Origin of the sequence: Streptomyces sp. CC208A, assembly GCF_030010625.1 — a bacterium.
Lineage (GTDB): Bacteria > Actinomycetota > Actinomycetes > Streptomycetales > Streptomycetaceae > Streptomyces.
Genome location: NZ_JASCXN010000006.1, coordinates 1 through 15,188, shown reverse-complemented (window position 1 = coordinate 15,188; position 15,188 = coordinate 1). Strand labels below are relative to the sequence as shown.

15 protein-coding genes and 3 pseudogenes are annotated in these 15,188 nt (G+C 72.9%); 6 read left to right on the top strand and 12 right to left on the bottom strand.

The annotated features are described in order from the left end of the window. Positions 1–98: 98 nt before the first annotated feature. The 3 genes and pseudogenes from QK442_RS09375 to QK442_RS09365 form a co-directional block, all read right to left on the bottom strand. A pseudogene (locus QK442_RS09375) lies at positions 99–853 on the bottom strand (class I SAM-dependent methyltransferase). A gap of 49 nt (positions 854–902) precedes the next feature. Next, the gene (locus QK442_RS09370) at positions 903–1,337 is read right to left on the bottom strand and encodes a hypothetical protein (protein WP_282693413.1); all 435 of its coding nucleotides are present in this window, start codon (positions 1,335–1,337) and stop codon (positions 903–905) included. Further along, entirely contained in the window at positions 1,331–1,846 is a 516-nt protein-coding gene (locus tag QK442_RS09365; protein ID WP_282693412.1) for an ATP-binding protein, read from the bottom strand. Before QK442_RS09365 ends, QK442_RS09370 begins: the two co-directional genes overlap by 7 nt. 215 nt (positions 1,847–2,061) lie before the next feature. On the opposite strand from QK442_RS09365, the gene QK442_RS09360 reads away from it, so the two are divergent. The 3 genes from QK442_RS09360 to QK442_RS09350 all read left to right on the top strand — a co-directional run bounded on the left by QK442_RS09360 (position 2,062) and on the right by QK442_RS09350 (position 4,069). Continuing rightward, a complete protein-coding gene (locus QK442_RS09360) occupies positions 2,062–2,937 on the top strand; it encodes a helix-turn-helix transcriptional regulator (RefSeq protein WP_282693411.1) in 876 nt (291 codons plus the stop codon). Further along, positions 2,938–3,174 (top strand): DUF397 domain-containing protein, encoded by a 237-nt coding sequence (locus tag QK442_RS09355; RefSeq protein WP_030495614.1) that lies wholly within the window; start codon positions 2,938–2,940, stop codon positions 3,172–3,174. Between the two features lie 76 nt (positions 3,175–3,250). Next, entirely contained in the window at positions 3,251–4,069 is an 819-nt protein-coding gene (locus QK442_RS09350) for an SAM-dependent methyltransferase (RefSeq protein WP_282693410.1), read from the top strand. A gap of 58 nt (positions 4,070–4,127) precedes the next feature. Here the strand turns inward: QK442_RS09350 and QK442_RS09345 are convergent, their stop codons facing one another. Continuing rightward, positions 4,128–5,471, bottom strand: a complete 1,344-nt coding sequence (locus tag QK442_RS09345; RefSeq protein WP_282693409.1) for a 6-phospho-beta-glucosidase — start codon at positions 5,469–5,471, stop codon at positions 4,128–4,130. Positions 5,472–5,573: 102 nt separating this feature from the next. Here QK442_RS09345 and QK442_RS09340 point away from each other — a divergent pair, with 102 nt between their 5' ends. After that, a complete protein-coding gene (locus QK442_RS09340) occupies positions 5,574–6,014 on the top strand; it encodes a YchJ family metal-binding protein (protein ID WP_282693408.1) in 441 nt (146 codons plus the stop codon). A gap of 6 nt (positions 6,015–6,020) precedes the next feature. On the opposite strand, the gene QK442_RS09335 is transcribed toward QK442_RS09340, so the two are convergent. The 4 genes and pseudogenes from QK442_RS09335 to QK442_RS09320 form a co-directional block, all read right to left on the bottom strand. Beyond that, positions 6,021–6,380 carry a hypothetical protein gene (locus tag QK442_RS09335; RefSeq protein ID WP_282693407.1) on the bottom strand — a complete coding sequence of 120 codons (360 nt, stop codon included), beginning with the start codon at positions 6,378–6,380 and terminating at the stop codon, positions 6,021–6,023. A gap of 66 nt (positions 6,381–6,446) precedes the next feature. Next, a complete protein-coding gene (locus QK442_RS09330; RefSeq protein ID WP_282693406.1) occupies positions 6,447–8,549 on the bottom strand; it encodes an MDR family MFS transporter in 2,103 nt (700 codons plus the stop codon). A 204-nt stretch (positions 8,550–8,753) separates the two neighbouring features. After that, a complete protein-coding gene (locus QK442_RS09325) occupies positions 8,754–9,005 on the bottom strand; it encodes a hypothetical protein (RefSeq protein ID WP_150235043.1) in 252 nt (83 codons plus the stop codon). A 343-nt stretch (positions 9,006–9,348) separates the two neighbouring features. After that, a pseudogene (locus tag QK442_RS09320) lies at positions 9,349–9,585 on the bottom strand (ATP-dependent DNA ligase); the annotation flags it as partial. Between QK442_RS09320 and QK442_RS09315 the strand changes: the two are divergent. Beyond that, positions 9,572–10,336, top strand: a pseudogene (locus QK442_RS09315) (DNA primase small subunit domain-containing protein); the annotation flags it as partial. The pseudogenes QK442_RS09320 and QK442_RS09315 overlap by 14 nt on opposite strands. Positions 10,337–10,381: 45 nt before the next feature. Continuing rightward, entirely contained in the window at positions 10,382–10,657 is a 276-nt protein-coding gene (locus QK442_RS09310; protein ID WP_282693405.1) for a WhiB family transcriptional regulator, read from the top strand. A gap of 73 nt (positions 10,658–10,730) precedes the next feature. Here the strand turns inward: QK442_RS09310 and QK442_RS09305 are convergent, their stop codons facing one another. The 4 genes from QK442_RS09305 to QK442_RS09290 form a co-directional block, all read right to left on the bottom strand. Next, the gene (locus QK442_RS09305) at positions 10,731–11,705 is read right to left on the bottom strand and encodes an acyl-ACP desaturase (RefSeq protein ID WP_282693404.1); all 975 of its coding nucleotides are present in this window, start codon (positions 11,703–11,705) and stop codon (positions 10,731–10,733) included. Between the two features lie 207 nt (positions 11,706–11,912). Continuing rightward, positions 11,913–13,583: an ATP-binding cassette domain-containing protein gene (locus QK442_RS09300; protein ID WP_282693403.1), complete on the bottom strand. Its 1,671-nt coding sequence runs from the start codon at positions 13,581–13,583 to the stop codon at positions 11,913–11,915. 267 nt (positions 13,584–13,850) lie between these two features. Further along, a complete protein-coding gene (locus QK442_RS09295) occupies positions 13,851–14,267 on the bottom strand; it encodes an SsgA family sporulation/cell division regulator (protein WP_282693402.1) in 417 nt (138 codons plus the stop codon). A gap of 151 nt (positions 14,268–14,418) precedes the next feature. Next, the gene (locus QK442_RS09290; protein WP_282693401.1) at positions 14,419–14,913 is read right to left on the bottom strand and encodes a (4Fe-4S)-binding protein; all 495 of its coding nucleotides are present in this window, start codon (positions 14,911–14,913) and stop codon (positions 14,419–14,421) included. Positions 14,914–15,188: the final 275 nt, after the last annotated feature.

The window sequence follows — 15,188 nt, the reverse complement described above, 5'->3', positions numbered from 1 at the left end:
CTGCCCCCTCTTTGGCCAGAAGGCGGGAGAATTCGCTCCACGCGAACAGCAAATCAAACGTCCATTCCCATTGAAGGGTGGCCGGAGGGAGGACGGTACTACAGGGGGTAGCCGTCGCGAGGAGCGATGAGGGAAGGATCTCGACCAGCCTTCCGCGCCACCACCAGCCGGCAGTTCGGGCTGCCGTCCGGGCGGGTGCCGAAGCCGGGGAGGGGGTGGTGGGTGACGGTGAAGCCGGTTTCCTCCAGACGGGCGCGGACGTCCGCGAGGCGGAAGGTGCGGTAGTACATGACGAACGGGGGCGCCAGAGGAGGTTGCGGAGGTGCATGGCCGTGTCGAAGGCCCAGAGGGTCCAGTAGGGGCGGGAGCCGACGGGGGGTGGGGCCGGGAGGGGGAAGGCCAGGGTGCCGCCGGGGCGGAGGGCGGTGTGGATCTGGGCGAAGAGGGTGCGCTGGGCGGCCGGGAGGAAGTGGCCGAAGGCGCCGAAGCTGACGGCCAGGTCGAAGGCGGGGGCGAAGGGGAGGGCCAGGGCGTCGGCACGGACCAGGGGCGTGGTGGGGTGGCGGCGGCGGGCCTCGGCCAGCATGTTCGTGCTGAAGTCGACGCCGACGACGCCGCCCGCGCAGACCGAGCGGAGGACGGGGAGGCCGGCGCCGGTGCCGCAGCAGACGTCCAGGCCCGTGTCGAAGGGGCCCAGCTGCTCCAGCGCGCGGGCCACCGCCGTGAGGATCCGGTCCGGGGTGCGGAACGGGGTCGCGTCGAACTTGGGCGCGAGGAGGTCGTAGCCGTGCTCGACCGAGGAGAGCGCTTGCCTTGTCAGTTCGCGGAGGGTCGGGCCCTGCGGGGTGAACATGGGGCCGACTCTACGCAGCCGGGGGGCCGGATGGTCATAGATCGGACGGTCACAGGGCGGTGCGCACCTGGGGGGCCGGCCATGCCGGGGCCACGCCGGTGAGCTGGCAGGCGAGCAGGTAGAGGGGGATCGGCGGGGTGTAGGGCGAGGTGCCGTCCGGGTGGTGGATCAGGCGCGGGCCGCGGTCGGGAATCTCGGCGCCGGGGGCGTAGCAGGCGGGCAGCGGCCAGGCCAGGTCGAGGTCGGAGCCGGCGGGGACGAGCCACCACCACCAGTCGGTGTCGGCGTACACGCAGCCCTTGGCGGGGAGCCGGGAGAGGATCTTGAAGCCGAAGCGGGCGGGGACGCCGACGGCGTCGCAGCCGAGGCCGGTGTGCAGACCGGCGGGGACCGTGAGGCGGGTGGAGGCGACGGCGGGGGCGCGGCCGCTCGAAGGGGACCTGCGGGCGCGGGGGGCGAGCAGGTGCGCCACGGACCTCAGCATGGCTCCCCCAGACCGTGGGCGAGCTCCGCCCAGACGGTCTGGGCCGTGCCGTGGCCGGTGCGCTCGGCGCCCCAGGCCGCGCACAGCGCGTCGACGATGAGGAGTCCGCGGCCCCGTTCGTCCGCGCCGCAGTCGCGTATCCGGGGGCCCGCGGCGCCGCCCTCGTCGCGGACGGCGATGCGGAGGGCGGCGAGGCCCTCGCGGAGCTCGCAGACGATCCGGCTGCTCGCGGTGTGCAGCACCGCGTTGGTGACCAGTTCCGAGACGACCAGGGCGGCCGTGTCGCGTATCTCGGGGCCGCAGCCCCAGAGGATCAGCCGCTCCTCGGTCAGGCGGCGGGCGCGGCTCACCGACTCGGTGCGGGCGGGCAGCTCGAAGGCGAAGCGGTGGACCGGATCGTGAGGGTGCCGGGCGGGCTCGCGGCGGGCGGGATCGTGGCGGGGCTGGGGGCGCTGGGCCATGACGCGGGGGCTCACGAGACCTGAGGGCTGCGCGTTACCAGAAGCCACGACCGGTTCCTCACAACAGTGGGCAGGACTGCCGTACGTCGCCGTCGCAGGGCTCCATGGGCGCACCGGCAACAGTCCGTACTGGTTCACCGGAACACTGTCCTCCTGACTCGGACACTTGGCAAGTGGCACTCTGAAAATTGCAGAGTGCCGTGTTCTCTCTGGCCGAGCTTCGTGGCACACTCGTCGAAACAGCGCGTCGGGGAGGTCTGAGAGTGAGCGAGCCGCGGTCCGCCCCCACAGTGGGACAGGTCGTCCTCGGCAAGCGTCTGCAGGATCTGCGCGAGCGGGCCGGCCTCAAGCGGGAGGAGGCCGCCAAGGTCCTCCACGTCGCCCCGGCCACGGTCCGCCGCATGGAGACCGCGGAGGTCGCGCTGAAGATCCCGTACGTCCAGCTGCTGCTGAAGGCGTACGGCGTCACGGGGCCCGAGGCGGAGGCGTTCCTCGCCCTCGCCGAGGAGGCCAACCTGCCCGGCTGGTGGCAGCGGTTCCACGACGTGCTGCCCGGCTGGTTCTCCATGTACGTCAGCCTGGAGGGGGCCGCGAGCCTCATCCGGGCCTACGAACCCCAGTTCGTCCCCGGTCTGCTCCAGACCGAGGAGTACGCCCGCGCCATTCTGCGCAGCGGGGCGGTCGGCGGCGGCGGTGACGCCGCGCGGGAAGAGGACATCGATCGGCATGTGGCCCTGCGGATGGAGCGCCAGTCCCTGCTGACCAGGGAGGACGCCCCCAAGTTCTGGGTGATCATGGACGAGACGGTGTTCCGCCGGCCGGTCGGCGACGGGCCCGAGGTGATGCGCGACCAGCTCGACCGGCTGCTCGAAGTGTCCGAGCTGCCGAACGTCACCCTGCAGATCGCGGAGTTCGCGTCCGGCCACCACCCCGGCACGTACGGTCCGTTCGTCCTCTTCCGCTTCGCCATGCCCGAACTCCCGGACATGGTCTACAGCGAGTACCTGACCGGCGCCGTCTACCTCGACGCGCGCCCCGAGGTGGCGTCCCACCTGGAGGTCATGGACCGGATGGCGGCGCAGGCCGCGACTGCACAACGCACGAAGGAGATCCTCCGGGTTCTCCGCAAGGAGCTGTGAATGGATCGCATATACAACGGCATGCCCGCCGCGGAGCTCGGTGCCGAGGGATGGCACAAGCCCTGGAGCGGCGGGAACGGGGGCAACTGCGTGGAGGCCATGAAACTGGCCGACGGCAGGGTCGCCGTGCGACAGTCCGCAGACCCTGAAGGACCCGCCCTCATCTACACCCACGGGGAGATCGCCGCGTTCATCGCGGGGGCCAAATCCGGTCAGGCTGACTTCCTGCTCACCTGACCCTTCCGCACCGCGTCCGCGGTCGCGTAACTCTTGTAGCAGCGCCACCCGTTCGTCCCGACCAGGAGAGCCGACGATGACCCAGGACCCCGCATCCGCCCGCAGCGAGATCCGGATCGACACCAGCAAGCCGCATCCCGCGCGGATGTACGACTGGTTCCTGGGCGGCAAGGACAACTACCCCGTCGACGAGGAGATGGCCCGCCAGCTCCTCACCGTCGACGCCCGAGGCCGTGACATGGCCCGGGTCAACCGCGCCTTCATGCACCGCGCCATCCGCTGGCTCAGCGCCCAGGGCGTGCGCCAGTACCTGGACGTCGGCACCGGGATCCCGACCGAGCCCAACCTGCACCAGATCGCGCAGGAGGCCGCGCCGGAGTCCCGGATCGTCTACTGCGACAACGACCCGATCGTGCTCGCGCACGCGGCCGCCCTGCTGCGCTCCACCCCCGAGGGGGCCACCGACTACATCCAGGCGGACGCCCGCGACCCCGAGAGCATCCTCGAAAGGGCCGGAAAGGTCCTTGACTTCGACCAGCCCGTCGCGCTCTCGATGCTGGCCCTGCTCCACTTCCTGGGGGACGAGGACGGCGCCCACGACATCGTCGCCAAGCTCGTCGACCAGCTCGCCCCCGGCAGCTACCTCGTCCTCTCGCAGGTGACCGGGGACTTCGACCCCGAGGGCGCGGCGAAGGCCGTCGGCATGTACAAGGCCCGCGGCCTGACCCTGCGACCCCGCTCCCGCGACGAACTCGCCGCCTTCTTCGACGGCCTGGAGCTCGTCGAGCCCGGGGTGTCGCTCACCGCCGAGTGGCACCCCGAGCTGGGCGAGCCGGTGCCGGTCCAGGGCGACGACCCGATCCCGGGCTGGGCCGCCGTGGCCCGCAAGCCCTGACCCGTACCCGTACCCGTCCACGTATCAGGGGGAAGGCCCGCGGGCCTTCCCCCTTCTCCTATCCGCGCAGGTACGCGAGCCCCGGGTGCACGGCCGTGTAGCCGTCGAGCAGCCGGCGGGCCACCGTCACCGAGTCCACCAGCGGGTGCAGCGCGAAGGCCCGCACCGCGTCCGCCCGCGCACCGCTCTCCGCCGCCGCGAGCACCTCCCGCTCCACCGCCTTCACCGCCGACACCAGCCCCATCGCGTGGTACGGCAGCGGGTCCACCGCCACCGGCCGGGCGCCGTTCGCGTCCACCAGGCACGGCACCTCGACCACCGCGTCCGCGTCGAGGCCCGGCAGCGTCGTGCCGTTGCGCACGTTCAGGATCAGCGTGGCCCGCTCGCCGCGCGCGATCGCCCGCATCAGCGCCAGCGCCACCTGCTCGTAGCCGCCCGGCTCCAGGTCCTCCTCGGCCCGCTCCCCGGCGCCGGCCGCCTCCCGGTTGTGCGCCATGTACGTCGCCTCCCGGTCGGCCAGCGTGCGACGCCAGGCGTCCAGGGCCCGCGCCCCCGGCTTGCCGGCCTCCGCGTAGAAACCGGCCTGCTGGTCCAGGAGGTACGCGCCCCGGGTCCGCTCCGCGCCCCGGTAGGAGGCGACCGCCTCCCGGTTGAAGTAGTAGTAGTGCAGGTACTCGTTGGGGACCGCGCCAAGGGCCCGCAGCCACTCGGTGCCGAAGAGCCTCCCCTCCTCGAAGGAGCCGAGCAGCGCCTCGTCCGCGAGGAGCCGGGGCAGCTCGTCACGGCCGTCCACCCGCAGCCCGCGCAGCCACCCCAGGTGGTTGAGGCCCGCGTAGTCGATCCACACCCGGTCCGGGTCCGCGCCGAGCACCCGCGCGACCCGGCGGCCGAGACCGACGGGGGAGTCGCAGATGCCGATGACCCGGTCGCCGAGCACCCGGGACATCGCCTCGGTGACCAGCCCCGCCGGATTGGTGAAGTTGATGACCCAGGCGTCCGGGGCGAGCGCGGCGATCCGGCGGGCGAGGGAGACGGCGACCGGCACGGTCCGCAGGCCGTACGCGATCCCGCCCGCGCCCACCGTCTCCTGACCGAGCACCCCCTCGGCCAGCGCCACCCGCTCGTCGGCCGCCCGGCCCTCCAGACCGCCGACCCGGATCGCCGAGAAGACGAAGTCCGCCCCGCGCAGCGCCTCGTCGAGGTCGGTGGTGGCCGTGACGACCGGCGCGTCCGGCACCCCCTCGGCCTGTTCGGCGAGGACCCGTCCCACGGCCGCCAGCCGGTCCCCGTCGAGATCGTGCAGGGTGACGTGGGTGATCCGCCCCTCGGCGTGGTCGCCGAGCAGCGCGCCGTACACCAGCGGCACCCGGAACCCGCCGCCTCCGAGAATCGTCAGTCGCATGGCCCGTACGCTACTCGGCCGCCCCCGCCGGACGGCCCGGACCGACCCCGGCGTCCACGCGGCCGTCCGCATCCCGGGCAGACGCTGAGGGAGAATGACCGCATGTCCCGACGCAAGACCCGCCCCCGCACGCCCGCGCCCGCCCCGGTCACCGCCGGCTCGCCCTGCCCCTGCGGGCTCGACGCCGCGTACGGCGCCTGCTGCGGCCGCTTCCACAGCGGTACGGGCGGCACCGCGCCCACCGCCGAACTCCTGATGCGCTCCCGCTACAGCGCCTTCGTCGTCCGCGACACGGCCTACCTGCTGCGCACCTGGGCCCCCGGGACCCGCCCCGGGACCCTCGACCTCGACCCCGCCATGCGGTGGACGGGCCTGGAGATCCGGGAGACGACCGAGGGCACCGCCTTCCACCAGCGGGGCACGGTGACCTTCCTGGCCCGGTACGTCCACGGCGGCGAGCCCGGCTCCCTGTACGAGCGCAGCCGCTTCACCCGCCACGACGGCGCCTGGGTGTACGTGGACGGCGACTTCCTCGACGACTGACCGGTCTCACCGGACGAGGACCCCTCCGCCGACCTCCTCGGCGCGCCGGGCCGCGGCGACGATGTTGCCGAAGCGCGCGGTGACGTACTCCTCGGTGCAGCCGCTGTGCTCGGCGAGGGCGGCCAGGTGCGGCGGGACCGCCTCGCACTCGGCGAGGAAGTCCTCGACCTCCTCCGGCTGCACGTGGAGGTCGTCGCCGTCGAGGCGGGGGAAGAACCGGGCGCCGAGGGCGCGCATCCCCGTGGAGCCCCACAGCTTGCCGCGGGTGCTCTCGAAGCCGGCCAGGGTGAGGCCGCCCGGAGGGTCCTCCAGGAGTTCCCAGGTGCCGTCGGCGTCGAGGACGAAGGTGTGGACGAGGAGACTCATGGGCCGATCCTCCTGTCCCGCGCCCCCTCGCGCGAGCGGGTTTCCGGGGCACGGCCGCCCGTCGGCTCAGCGCCCGGCGGTGACCGTCCGCCGCTCCTCCGGGCGGCCTGCCGGGAGGCCCGTGGACAGGTCCTCCGCCACCGCCTTCTTGGCGATCGCGTCGGCCGCGGCGCGGAGTTCGGGACCGCTGGGGCGGCCGCGTTCCCGCTCCAGGCGGTCGGCGAGCCAGTCGCCCCAGGCGCGGGTGATGACCTCGGCCTCGCGGGCGCCGGCCGGAGTGTGCGAGAGGAGGTTGCCGTCCCGGGTGAGGTAGCCCTCGTCGACCATCCGGTCGAAGACGGGGAGGAGGACCTCCGGCGGCACCCGCCGGCCCGCCGCGATGAGACCGAGGCTCGCGTGGCCGACCGTCCGCGTGTACAGCTCCACCTGCATCACCGCCCAGGCGCCGGCCGTGTCGAGCCGGGTGTCGGAGTCGGCGACGATCCGGCGGGCGGTGTCCCGGTCGACCCGGCGCAGCAGCCGTCCCACGGCGAGTTCGAGCAGCTTCGCGGAGTCGCCGCTGCTCGTGGGTGAGGCGAAGCCCTCGCCCATGTCGGGGGCGGCCTCCCGGGCCGAGTCGCGCAGCTTCACCTGCTTGAGGAAGAGGGCGACGACGAAGCCGACGACGGCGACGGGCACGGTCCACAGGAAGACGGTGTGCAGGGTGTCGGCGTAGGCCCGCACGATCGGCCCGGCGACGCCGTCCGGCAGCGAGTGGACCCCGGCCGGGCTCTGCGAGGCCCCCGCGACCTCCGCCGGGGAGAGGCCGGCCGGAGCGCCGAGGGCGGACGCCTCGGCGACCCCGGCGGTGAGGTTGGGCTTCAGGGAGTTGGCGTAGATCGTGCCGAAGACGGCGGTGCCGAAGGAGCTGCCCAGCGTGCGGAAGAAGGTGACGCCGGAGGTGGCGGTGCCGAGGTCGGCGTAGTCGACGGTGTTCTGCACGACGATCGTCAGGACCTGCATGCACAGGCCGATGCCGACGCCGAGCACGAACATGTACAGCGACTCCAGCCAGGTGCTGGTGGCCGGGTCCATCCGCGAGAGCAGATAGAGCCCGAGCCCCATGACGGCACAGCCGAGGATGGGGAAGATCCGGTACTGCCCGGTCCTGCTGACCATGGTGCCGCTGTAGACGGAGGCGATGAGCAGGCCGACCACCATCGGCAGCGTCCGGATGCCGGAGACCGTCGCCGAATCCCCGTCCACGTACTGGAGATAGGTCGGCAGGAAGGTCATCGCGCCGAGCATCGCGAAGCCGACGACGAAGCTGAGCACCGAGCAGACGGTGAAGACCGGATTGCGGAAGAGCCGCATGGGCAGCATCGGTTCGGCGGCCCGGGTCTCCGCCCAGCAGAAGAGACCGAGGGCGAGGAGACCGCCGACGAAGAGTCCGATGATGACGCCGGAGCCCCACGCGTACTCGTTGCCGCCCCAACTGGTCGCCAGGATCAGTGCGCTGGAGCCGACCGCGACGAGCGCGATGCCGAGGTAGTCGATGACCGGCCGGGCCGCCGAGCGGACCGAGGGGATCGTGCGGGCGGCGGCGATGACGACCAGGATCGCGATCGGCACGTTGACGTAGAACGCCCAGCGCCAGCTCGCGTGGTCGGTGAACAGGCCGCCGAGCAGCGGCCCGATGACCGTCGAGACGCCGAACACGGCCCCGATCGCGCCCTGGTACTTGCCGCGTTCGCGCAGCGGGATGACATCGGCGATCAGCGCCATCGAGGTGACCATGAGACCGCCGGCGCCGACGCCCTGGAGGCCGCGCCAGACGATCAGCAGCGTCATGTTGGTGGCGAGGCCGCAGAGGAACGAGCCGGTGATGAAGACGACCGCCGAGATCTGGAAGACCACCTTGCGGCCGAAGAGGTCGCCGAACTTGCCGACCAGGACCGTCGCCACGGTCTCGGCGAGGAGGTAGGAGGTGACGACCCACGACATGTGGGCGGCGCCGCCGAGGTCCGAGACGATCGTGGGCAGGGCGGTGCCCACGATGGTCTGGTCGAGCGCGGCCAGGAGGACGCCGAGCATGATCGTGCCGAACACGATGTTGCGGCGGCGGCCGTCGAGCACGGGCGGTGCGGGCGCGGCCGGGGGCGCGGGTGCTGCGTCGCTGGTCGTGGTCACCTTCGCAGCGTCACACCGGCCCGGTCCCGCTGCCCGTGGGACACCGCCGGACGGGTGGCCCCGAGGGCCCCTGCCTGGGACGGGGGTTCAGGGGCGTACGAGCCCGGAGCGCAGGGCCGTACGGGATACGGGTTCAGGGTCGTACGGGACGCGGGTTCAGGGCTGTACGAGCCGGGAGCTCAGGGGTGTCCGGGACCTGTGGGCTCAGGGGCGTACGGGCAGGCTCGGGTGGTGCTTGGCCAGGATCTTGTTGGCCCGGGCGAGGACGGCCAGCGCGTGCTCGCGGTCGGCCCGGTCCTCCGCGCACAGCGGCCCGCGGAAGCGGTAGACCTCGCGCGCAGCGCAGTCCGCCTCGATCTCCGCCTGGAGGACGTGCGCGGGCAGACAGGAGCCGATGAGGGCGGCCACGCGGTCGGGGATCGGGACGGGGACGAGGGGGGAGGGCGAGGCGATCACGGGTCAGTCCTAGCGGTTCGTGGGGGCGGACGGGAAGGGCTCTCGCTCTCATACGTACCGGATGGCGGGAGCGGTTCCGGTACGGCCCCGGCGCCGGCGCCGTACCGGAGGCGACCGGCACCGGAGCCGGTCCGGACACCCCCGTCCGGCGAGGGTGATCACCCGCCCCGGCGTTCTCGCAGGTACGGGGCACGGCGCCGGCCCCGCCGGGTGCGGAGGCCCCGCGTGTCGGGCGCGCGGACGGCCGTCAGGCGGCACGCGCGGACGGCACGCAAGCCCCCGGACGGCGGCCCCGGTGTGAAGGAAATCACGTGGCGCGGAGGCGTCAGGGCCGAGAAGATCGTCAGCTCAGCACGTCCGACAGGTCGTACGCGACGAGCTCGTCGAGCTGCGCGTACCCGCAGGAGGCGGGGGTGCGGTCCGGGCGCCAGCGCTTGAACCGCGCGGTGTGCCGGAAGCGGTCGCCCTCCATGTGGTCGTGGCCGACCTCGCAGACCCGCTCGGGCCGCAGCGCCACCCACGACCGGTCCTTCTTGCCGGTCCAGCGGCTGGGCGCGCCCGGCAGCCGGGCGTCCTCGTGCCCCACCGAACCGGCCGCCGTGCTCTGGGCCGCCAACCTCGGCGCCGTCGCCTTCCACCCGTGGCCGGTGCGGCGCGGGGACACCGACCACCCCGACGAGCTCCGCCTCGACCTCGACCCCCAGCCCGGCACCGACTACGCGGACGCGGTCCGGGCCGCCCGCGAACTGCGGGCCGTCCTCGACGAGCACGGCCTGCGCGGCTGGCCCAAGACCTCCGGCGGGCGCGGCCTGCACGTCCTCGTCCCCATCCGCCCCGACTGGACCTTCGTCGAGGTCCGGCGGGCCGCCATCGCCTGCGGGCGGGAGCTGGAACGGCGGATGCCGGACCGGGTCACCGTGGAGTGGTGGAAGGAGGAACGCGGCGAGCGGATCTTCGTCGACTACAACCAGGCGGCCCGCGACCGCACCATCGCCTCCGCCTACTCGGTCAGACCCCGGCCGCACGCCCCCGTCTCGGCCCCGCTGCGCTGGGAGGAGATCGACGACGCGGTCCCGGAGGACTTCGACATCCGCACCATGCCGGTCCGGTACGCCGAGGCCGGCGACGTCCACGCGGACATGGACGAGGAGCGCTTCGACCTGGAACCGCTCCTCGAACCGGCCCGGCGCGACGAGGCCGAGCGCGGCCTCGGGGACCTGCCCTATCCGCCGGACCACCCGAAGATGCCCGGCGAGCCGAGCCGGGTCCGGCCGAGCCGGGCGAGGAAGCCGCCCGAGGACGGTTCCGGGACGCCCGCCGCGCCGCATTGATCGGACGTTGACGGTGTGTTTAGCGCCCCGCGCCAGGGTGGAGCCATGCAGACCGAGACCGACGTCCTGACCCTCCCGGCCCGCCGCCCCGCCGCCGACCTCGCCTGGCGCGAGACCGCGCTGTGCGCCCAGGCCGGTCCCGAGTTCTTCTTCCCGGCCCCCGGCTCCTCGACCCGCGAGGCCAAGCAGCTCTGCGGCGCCTGCGAGGGCCGCCTCGCCTGCCTGGAGTACGCGCTCACGCACGACGAGCGGTTCGGCGTGTGGGGCGGGCTCTCGGAGAAGGAGCGGCTCCGGCTCCGGCGGCGCGACGCCCGGGGCTGACGGCCGGGGCCGACAGCCCCGGTCTCCCGCGGTCGTACGGCTCGACGCGCCGTACGGATCGGCGTCGTACGGCTCAGCCCGCGGCGCGCGCCGCCATCCGGGCCTTGCGGGCGGCGAGCTTCTCGTCGAACTTCGAGGCCTCCGCGTCCAGTCCGTCCATGAAGAGGCCCAGCTCCTCCTGGGCGCGCAGCCCGTCGGGGCCGAGGCCGTCGAGACCCAGGATCTTCAGGTGCCGGATCACCGGCGCGAGCACGTCGTCGTGGTGGATGCGCATGTTGTAGACCTCGCCGATCGCCATCTGGGCGGCGGCGCGCTCGAAGCCGGGGATGCCGTGGCCGGGCATCCGGAAGTTCACGACCACGTCCCGCACGGCCCGCATCGCCAGGTCGGGGGCGATCTCCAGGGCCGCCTTCAGCAGGTTGCGGTAGAAGATCATGTGCAGGTTCTCGTCGAGCGCGATGCGGGCGAGCATCCGGTCGCAGACGGGATCGCCGGACTGGTGGCCGGCGTTGCGGTGCGAGATGCGGGTGGCCAGCTCCTGGAAGGCCACGTACGCGACGGAGTGCAGCATCGAGTGGCGGTTGTCCGACTCGAAGCCCTCGCTCATGTGCGACATCCGGAACTGCTCCAGCTTGTCCGGGTCGACGGCGCGGGAGGCGAGCAGGTAGTCGCGCATGACGATGCTGTGCCGGCCCTCCTCGGCGGTCCAGCGGTGCACCCAGGTGCCCCAGGCGCCGTCGCGGCCGAAGAGGGTGGCGATCTCGTGGTGGTAGCTCGGCAGGTTGTCCTCGGTCAGGAGGTTCACCACGAGCGCGATCTTCCCTATGTCCGTGACCTTGGACTGGGCCGGGTCCCAGGCCTCGCCGTCCTCGAAGAAGCCCGGGAAGTTCCGGCCGTCCGACCACGGCACGTACTCGTGCGGCATCCAGTCCTTGTAGACCTTGAGGTGCCGGTCGAGCTCCTTCTCCACCACCTCTTCCAGCGCGTACAGCAAACGCGCGTCGGTCCACCCTGCCGAGCTGCCGAGGGGGGGAGAGGTGAGCGTCACGGGGACTCCTGGGGGCGGAGAAGGGCGAAAACGGAACTACCTACGGCCTCGTAGGTTACGAGACCGTAGGTTAAGCCCCTGTAAGACGCCGACCAACCCCCTCCTTCGCGATGTCCGGTTACGTTCCGTTATGTACGCAGTTCGGCTCCGGCGAAAGAGACGCAGGTCACGCCAGTCGCCCCCAGCCGACCGCGACTGAGCGGCTACTCAGCGCTGATGACCGGCGGTACCGGAGCCCTCCCCGGCCGCCGACAGCAGCCCCCGGAGCTCCTCCGGCGTCGTCGGCCGCGGCTCCCCGTCGAGCAGCAGCCAACGGGTGATCCCCAGCGACTCCAGGAACGCCAGGTCGTGGCCGGCCACCACCAGCGCCCCCTCGTACGCGTCGAGGGCCGCCGTCAGCTTCCGCACCGACGCCATGTCGAGGCTGTTCGTCGGCTCGTCCAGCAACAGCAGCTGCGGGGCCGGCTCCGCGAGCAGCAGCGCCGCCAGCGTCGCCCGGAACCGCTCCCCGCCCGACAGGGTGCCCACCGGCTGATCCGCCCGGGCGCCCCGGAAGAGGAACCGCGCGAGCCGGGCCCTGATCGCGTTCCCCGTCGCCGCGGGCGCGAACCGGGCCACGTTCTCCACGATGCTCAGGGAGTCGTCGAGGACGTCGAGGCGCTGCGGCAGGAAACGGAGCGGCACCTGCGCCTCCACCGTGCCCGCCACGGGCTCCAGCTCCCCGGCGACCGTCCTGAGCAGCGTCGTCTTGCCCGCCCCGTTCCGGCCCACCAGCGCGATCCGCTCCGGGCCCCGCACCTCGAAGCCGCCGACCCGGGCCCCGTACCGCAGCTCCACGTCCCGGAGCAGCAGCACCCCGCGCCCCGGCGGCACCGAGGTGGACGGCAGCTCGACCCGGATCTCGTCCTCGTCCCGCACCGCCTCCACCGCCACGTCCAGCCGCTCCCGGGCCTCCGCGAGCCGCCCGGCGTGCAGGCCGCGGTGCTTGCCCGCCGACACCTGCGCCTGGCTCCGACGGTTGTTCGCCACGATCCTCGGCACCACCTTGTTCTCGAAGCTCTTCTGCGCGTACCGCCGTCGGCGCGCCAACTTCATGTGGGCGTCCGCCAGTTCGCGCTTCTGCCGCTGGACGTCCGCCTCGGCGGCCCGCACCATCCGCTCCGCCGCCTCCTGTTCCGCGGCCAGCGCCTCCTCGTACGCCGACCAGGGGCCGCCGTACCAGCTCACCCCGCCCTCGTGGAGATCGGCGATCCGGTCGACCCGCTCCAGGAGCTCCCGGTCGTGACTGACCACCACCAGCACCCCCGACCAGCTCTCCACGGCCTCGTACAGACGCGAACGGGCCTGCAGGTCCAGGTTGTTGGTGGGCTCGTCGAGCAGCAGCACCTCGGGCCGGGCCAGCAGCAGCGCCGCGAGCCGCAGCAGCACCGACTCGCCGCCGGACACCTCGCCGACCGTGCGGTCCAGGCCGATCGCGCCGAGACCGAGCCGGTCGAGGACGGCGAGCGCCCGCTCCTCCACGTCCCAGTCGTCGCCGACCATGGCGAAGTGCTCCTCGGCCGGATCACCGGCCTCGATGGCGTGCAGCGCCGCCCGCTTCCGGGCGATCCCGAGGATCCCGTCGACCCTCCGGCCGGTGTCCAGGGTCAGGTTCTGCGGGAGACGGCCGACCTCGCCGGCCGTCCGCACGGCCCCGGCCGTGGGCGTGAGCTCCCCGGCGAGGAGCTTCAACAGGGTGGATTTCCCCGAGCCGTTCGAGCCGACAAGGCCGGTACGGCCGGGGCCGACCGTCACGTCGAGGCCGTCGAAGACCTCGGTGCCGTCCGGCCAGGCGAAGGAGAGGGAAGAAGCGGAGAGAAAGACAGGCTGATGTGACACGGAGCCTCCCGGGAGCCGCGAGCGCGGGCATGAGCGTGGGCGTGATGCGACGCGTGAGACACCGGGGCGCGGGCAGCGTGGGGAAACGGCTCGTCCACCGAGGTCGAGAACGGCACGCACGGCACGGGGCACGCACGGCACGGTGTCTCGGGACCTCAGTTGAACAACGTTCCTTCTCCGATCGGGAGGCGATCTGACCTCACCGACCGTAGGACCCCGCCGACGGGGGAGGCAAACGGTTTACCGCGGCTCGCGGCAACGGGATCCTCAGGGAAGATCGCCGAGCAGCGCGGCCAGGTCCCGGTCCCAGTCCAGGTACTGGTGCTCGCGCCCGGCCGGCACCAGGTGCTGCGAGCGCTCCAGGAAACGGCGCAGCTCCGAGGTGCGGACGTGGACCATCGCCACGCCCTCCGGGGCGTGGAACTCGACCACCGTACGGTCGTAGCCGTACGGACGCAGCCGCACGTCCCCGTCGCCCGCGGGCCGTTCGACCCCCTGGGCGAGCAGGTCGCGGGCGAAGGCCCAGGAGACCTCGACGCCCTCCAGGGTCGCCGGCGGCGGGAAGGCCATGCTGACGGCGTAGGGGTCCTCGCGGTCGTAGCGCAGGGTGGCGGGGACGGTCTCCATCCGGGGAGCGGAAGCGACCAGACGGGCCTGGACGGGTTGCTCGATCACGGCGGACACGGCGGCTCCTCTCGTGTGGTTGCGGATCCTGTGCGTCTCCCCGACACCAGGGCACCTGACACCAAGGAGGACGAGAGGAAACCCCGGAACGTGCACTCACCCCCCACGTGAGGTGCGTCACCGCCTGCCGGAAAGTCTTCGCCGGAAAGTCCTACTCACGCTCCTCGGCCACGTCGTCGTCCGGTTCCGCGCAGGGCCCCGAGTGGTCGCAGTACGGCTGGTTCGCCGAGGCCCCGCAGCCGCAGAGCACCGCCCGCGTCTCGTGCCGGACCCCCTCCTCTCCGGTGACCAGCAGGTCCCCGCGTACCACCAACTGCCCGGAGGGGGAGCGGCGCACGGTGGTGGGGGCGTCCGGCGGCTCCTGCGTGCCGCCCTCCGGCGGGTGGTACCGGAGCGCGCCCGAGGGGCAGCGCCGGATCACCTCGGCGACCCGCTCCGGCGAGGCGGCGTCCGGCACCACCCACGGACGCCGGGACAGCTCGAAGACCTCGGGCAGGCCGTGGAGGCACTCGGCCGCGTGCAGACAGCGGCGCGGCTCGAAGGTGACGGTGATGCCCTCACCCTCGTACTCCTTGATCCGCGGCTTCTCGGCGATCGGGGACTCCGCCACCGCCCCGGTCTCCGTCTCCGCTGCTCCCTCGGCCATGCGCCCAGCCTAGGAACGCTCCGTCCGACCCGCACCCCGGCGCCGCACCGGACGGCGTCGCTTCGAACGCCTCCGCCGGACGCCCTCTGGACGGGCCAGGCCGCCGCTGAGGGACGTTCCGCGATTTCTGCTAGAGTCGTTGCGCCCTTCGGGGTGGGCGTAGAAGAGCGCCCGTGGGAGTCAACCGCATCGTGTTCGTCACCGGCTCGCCGGTACGGATCGCGCGGCAGTACGGCCCAGGCCGTGCCTCTGCTCCCCGAATTCCGGAACGGCCC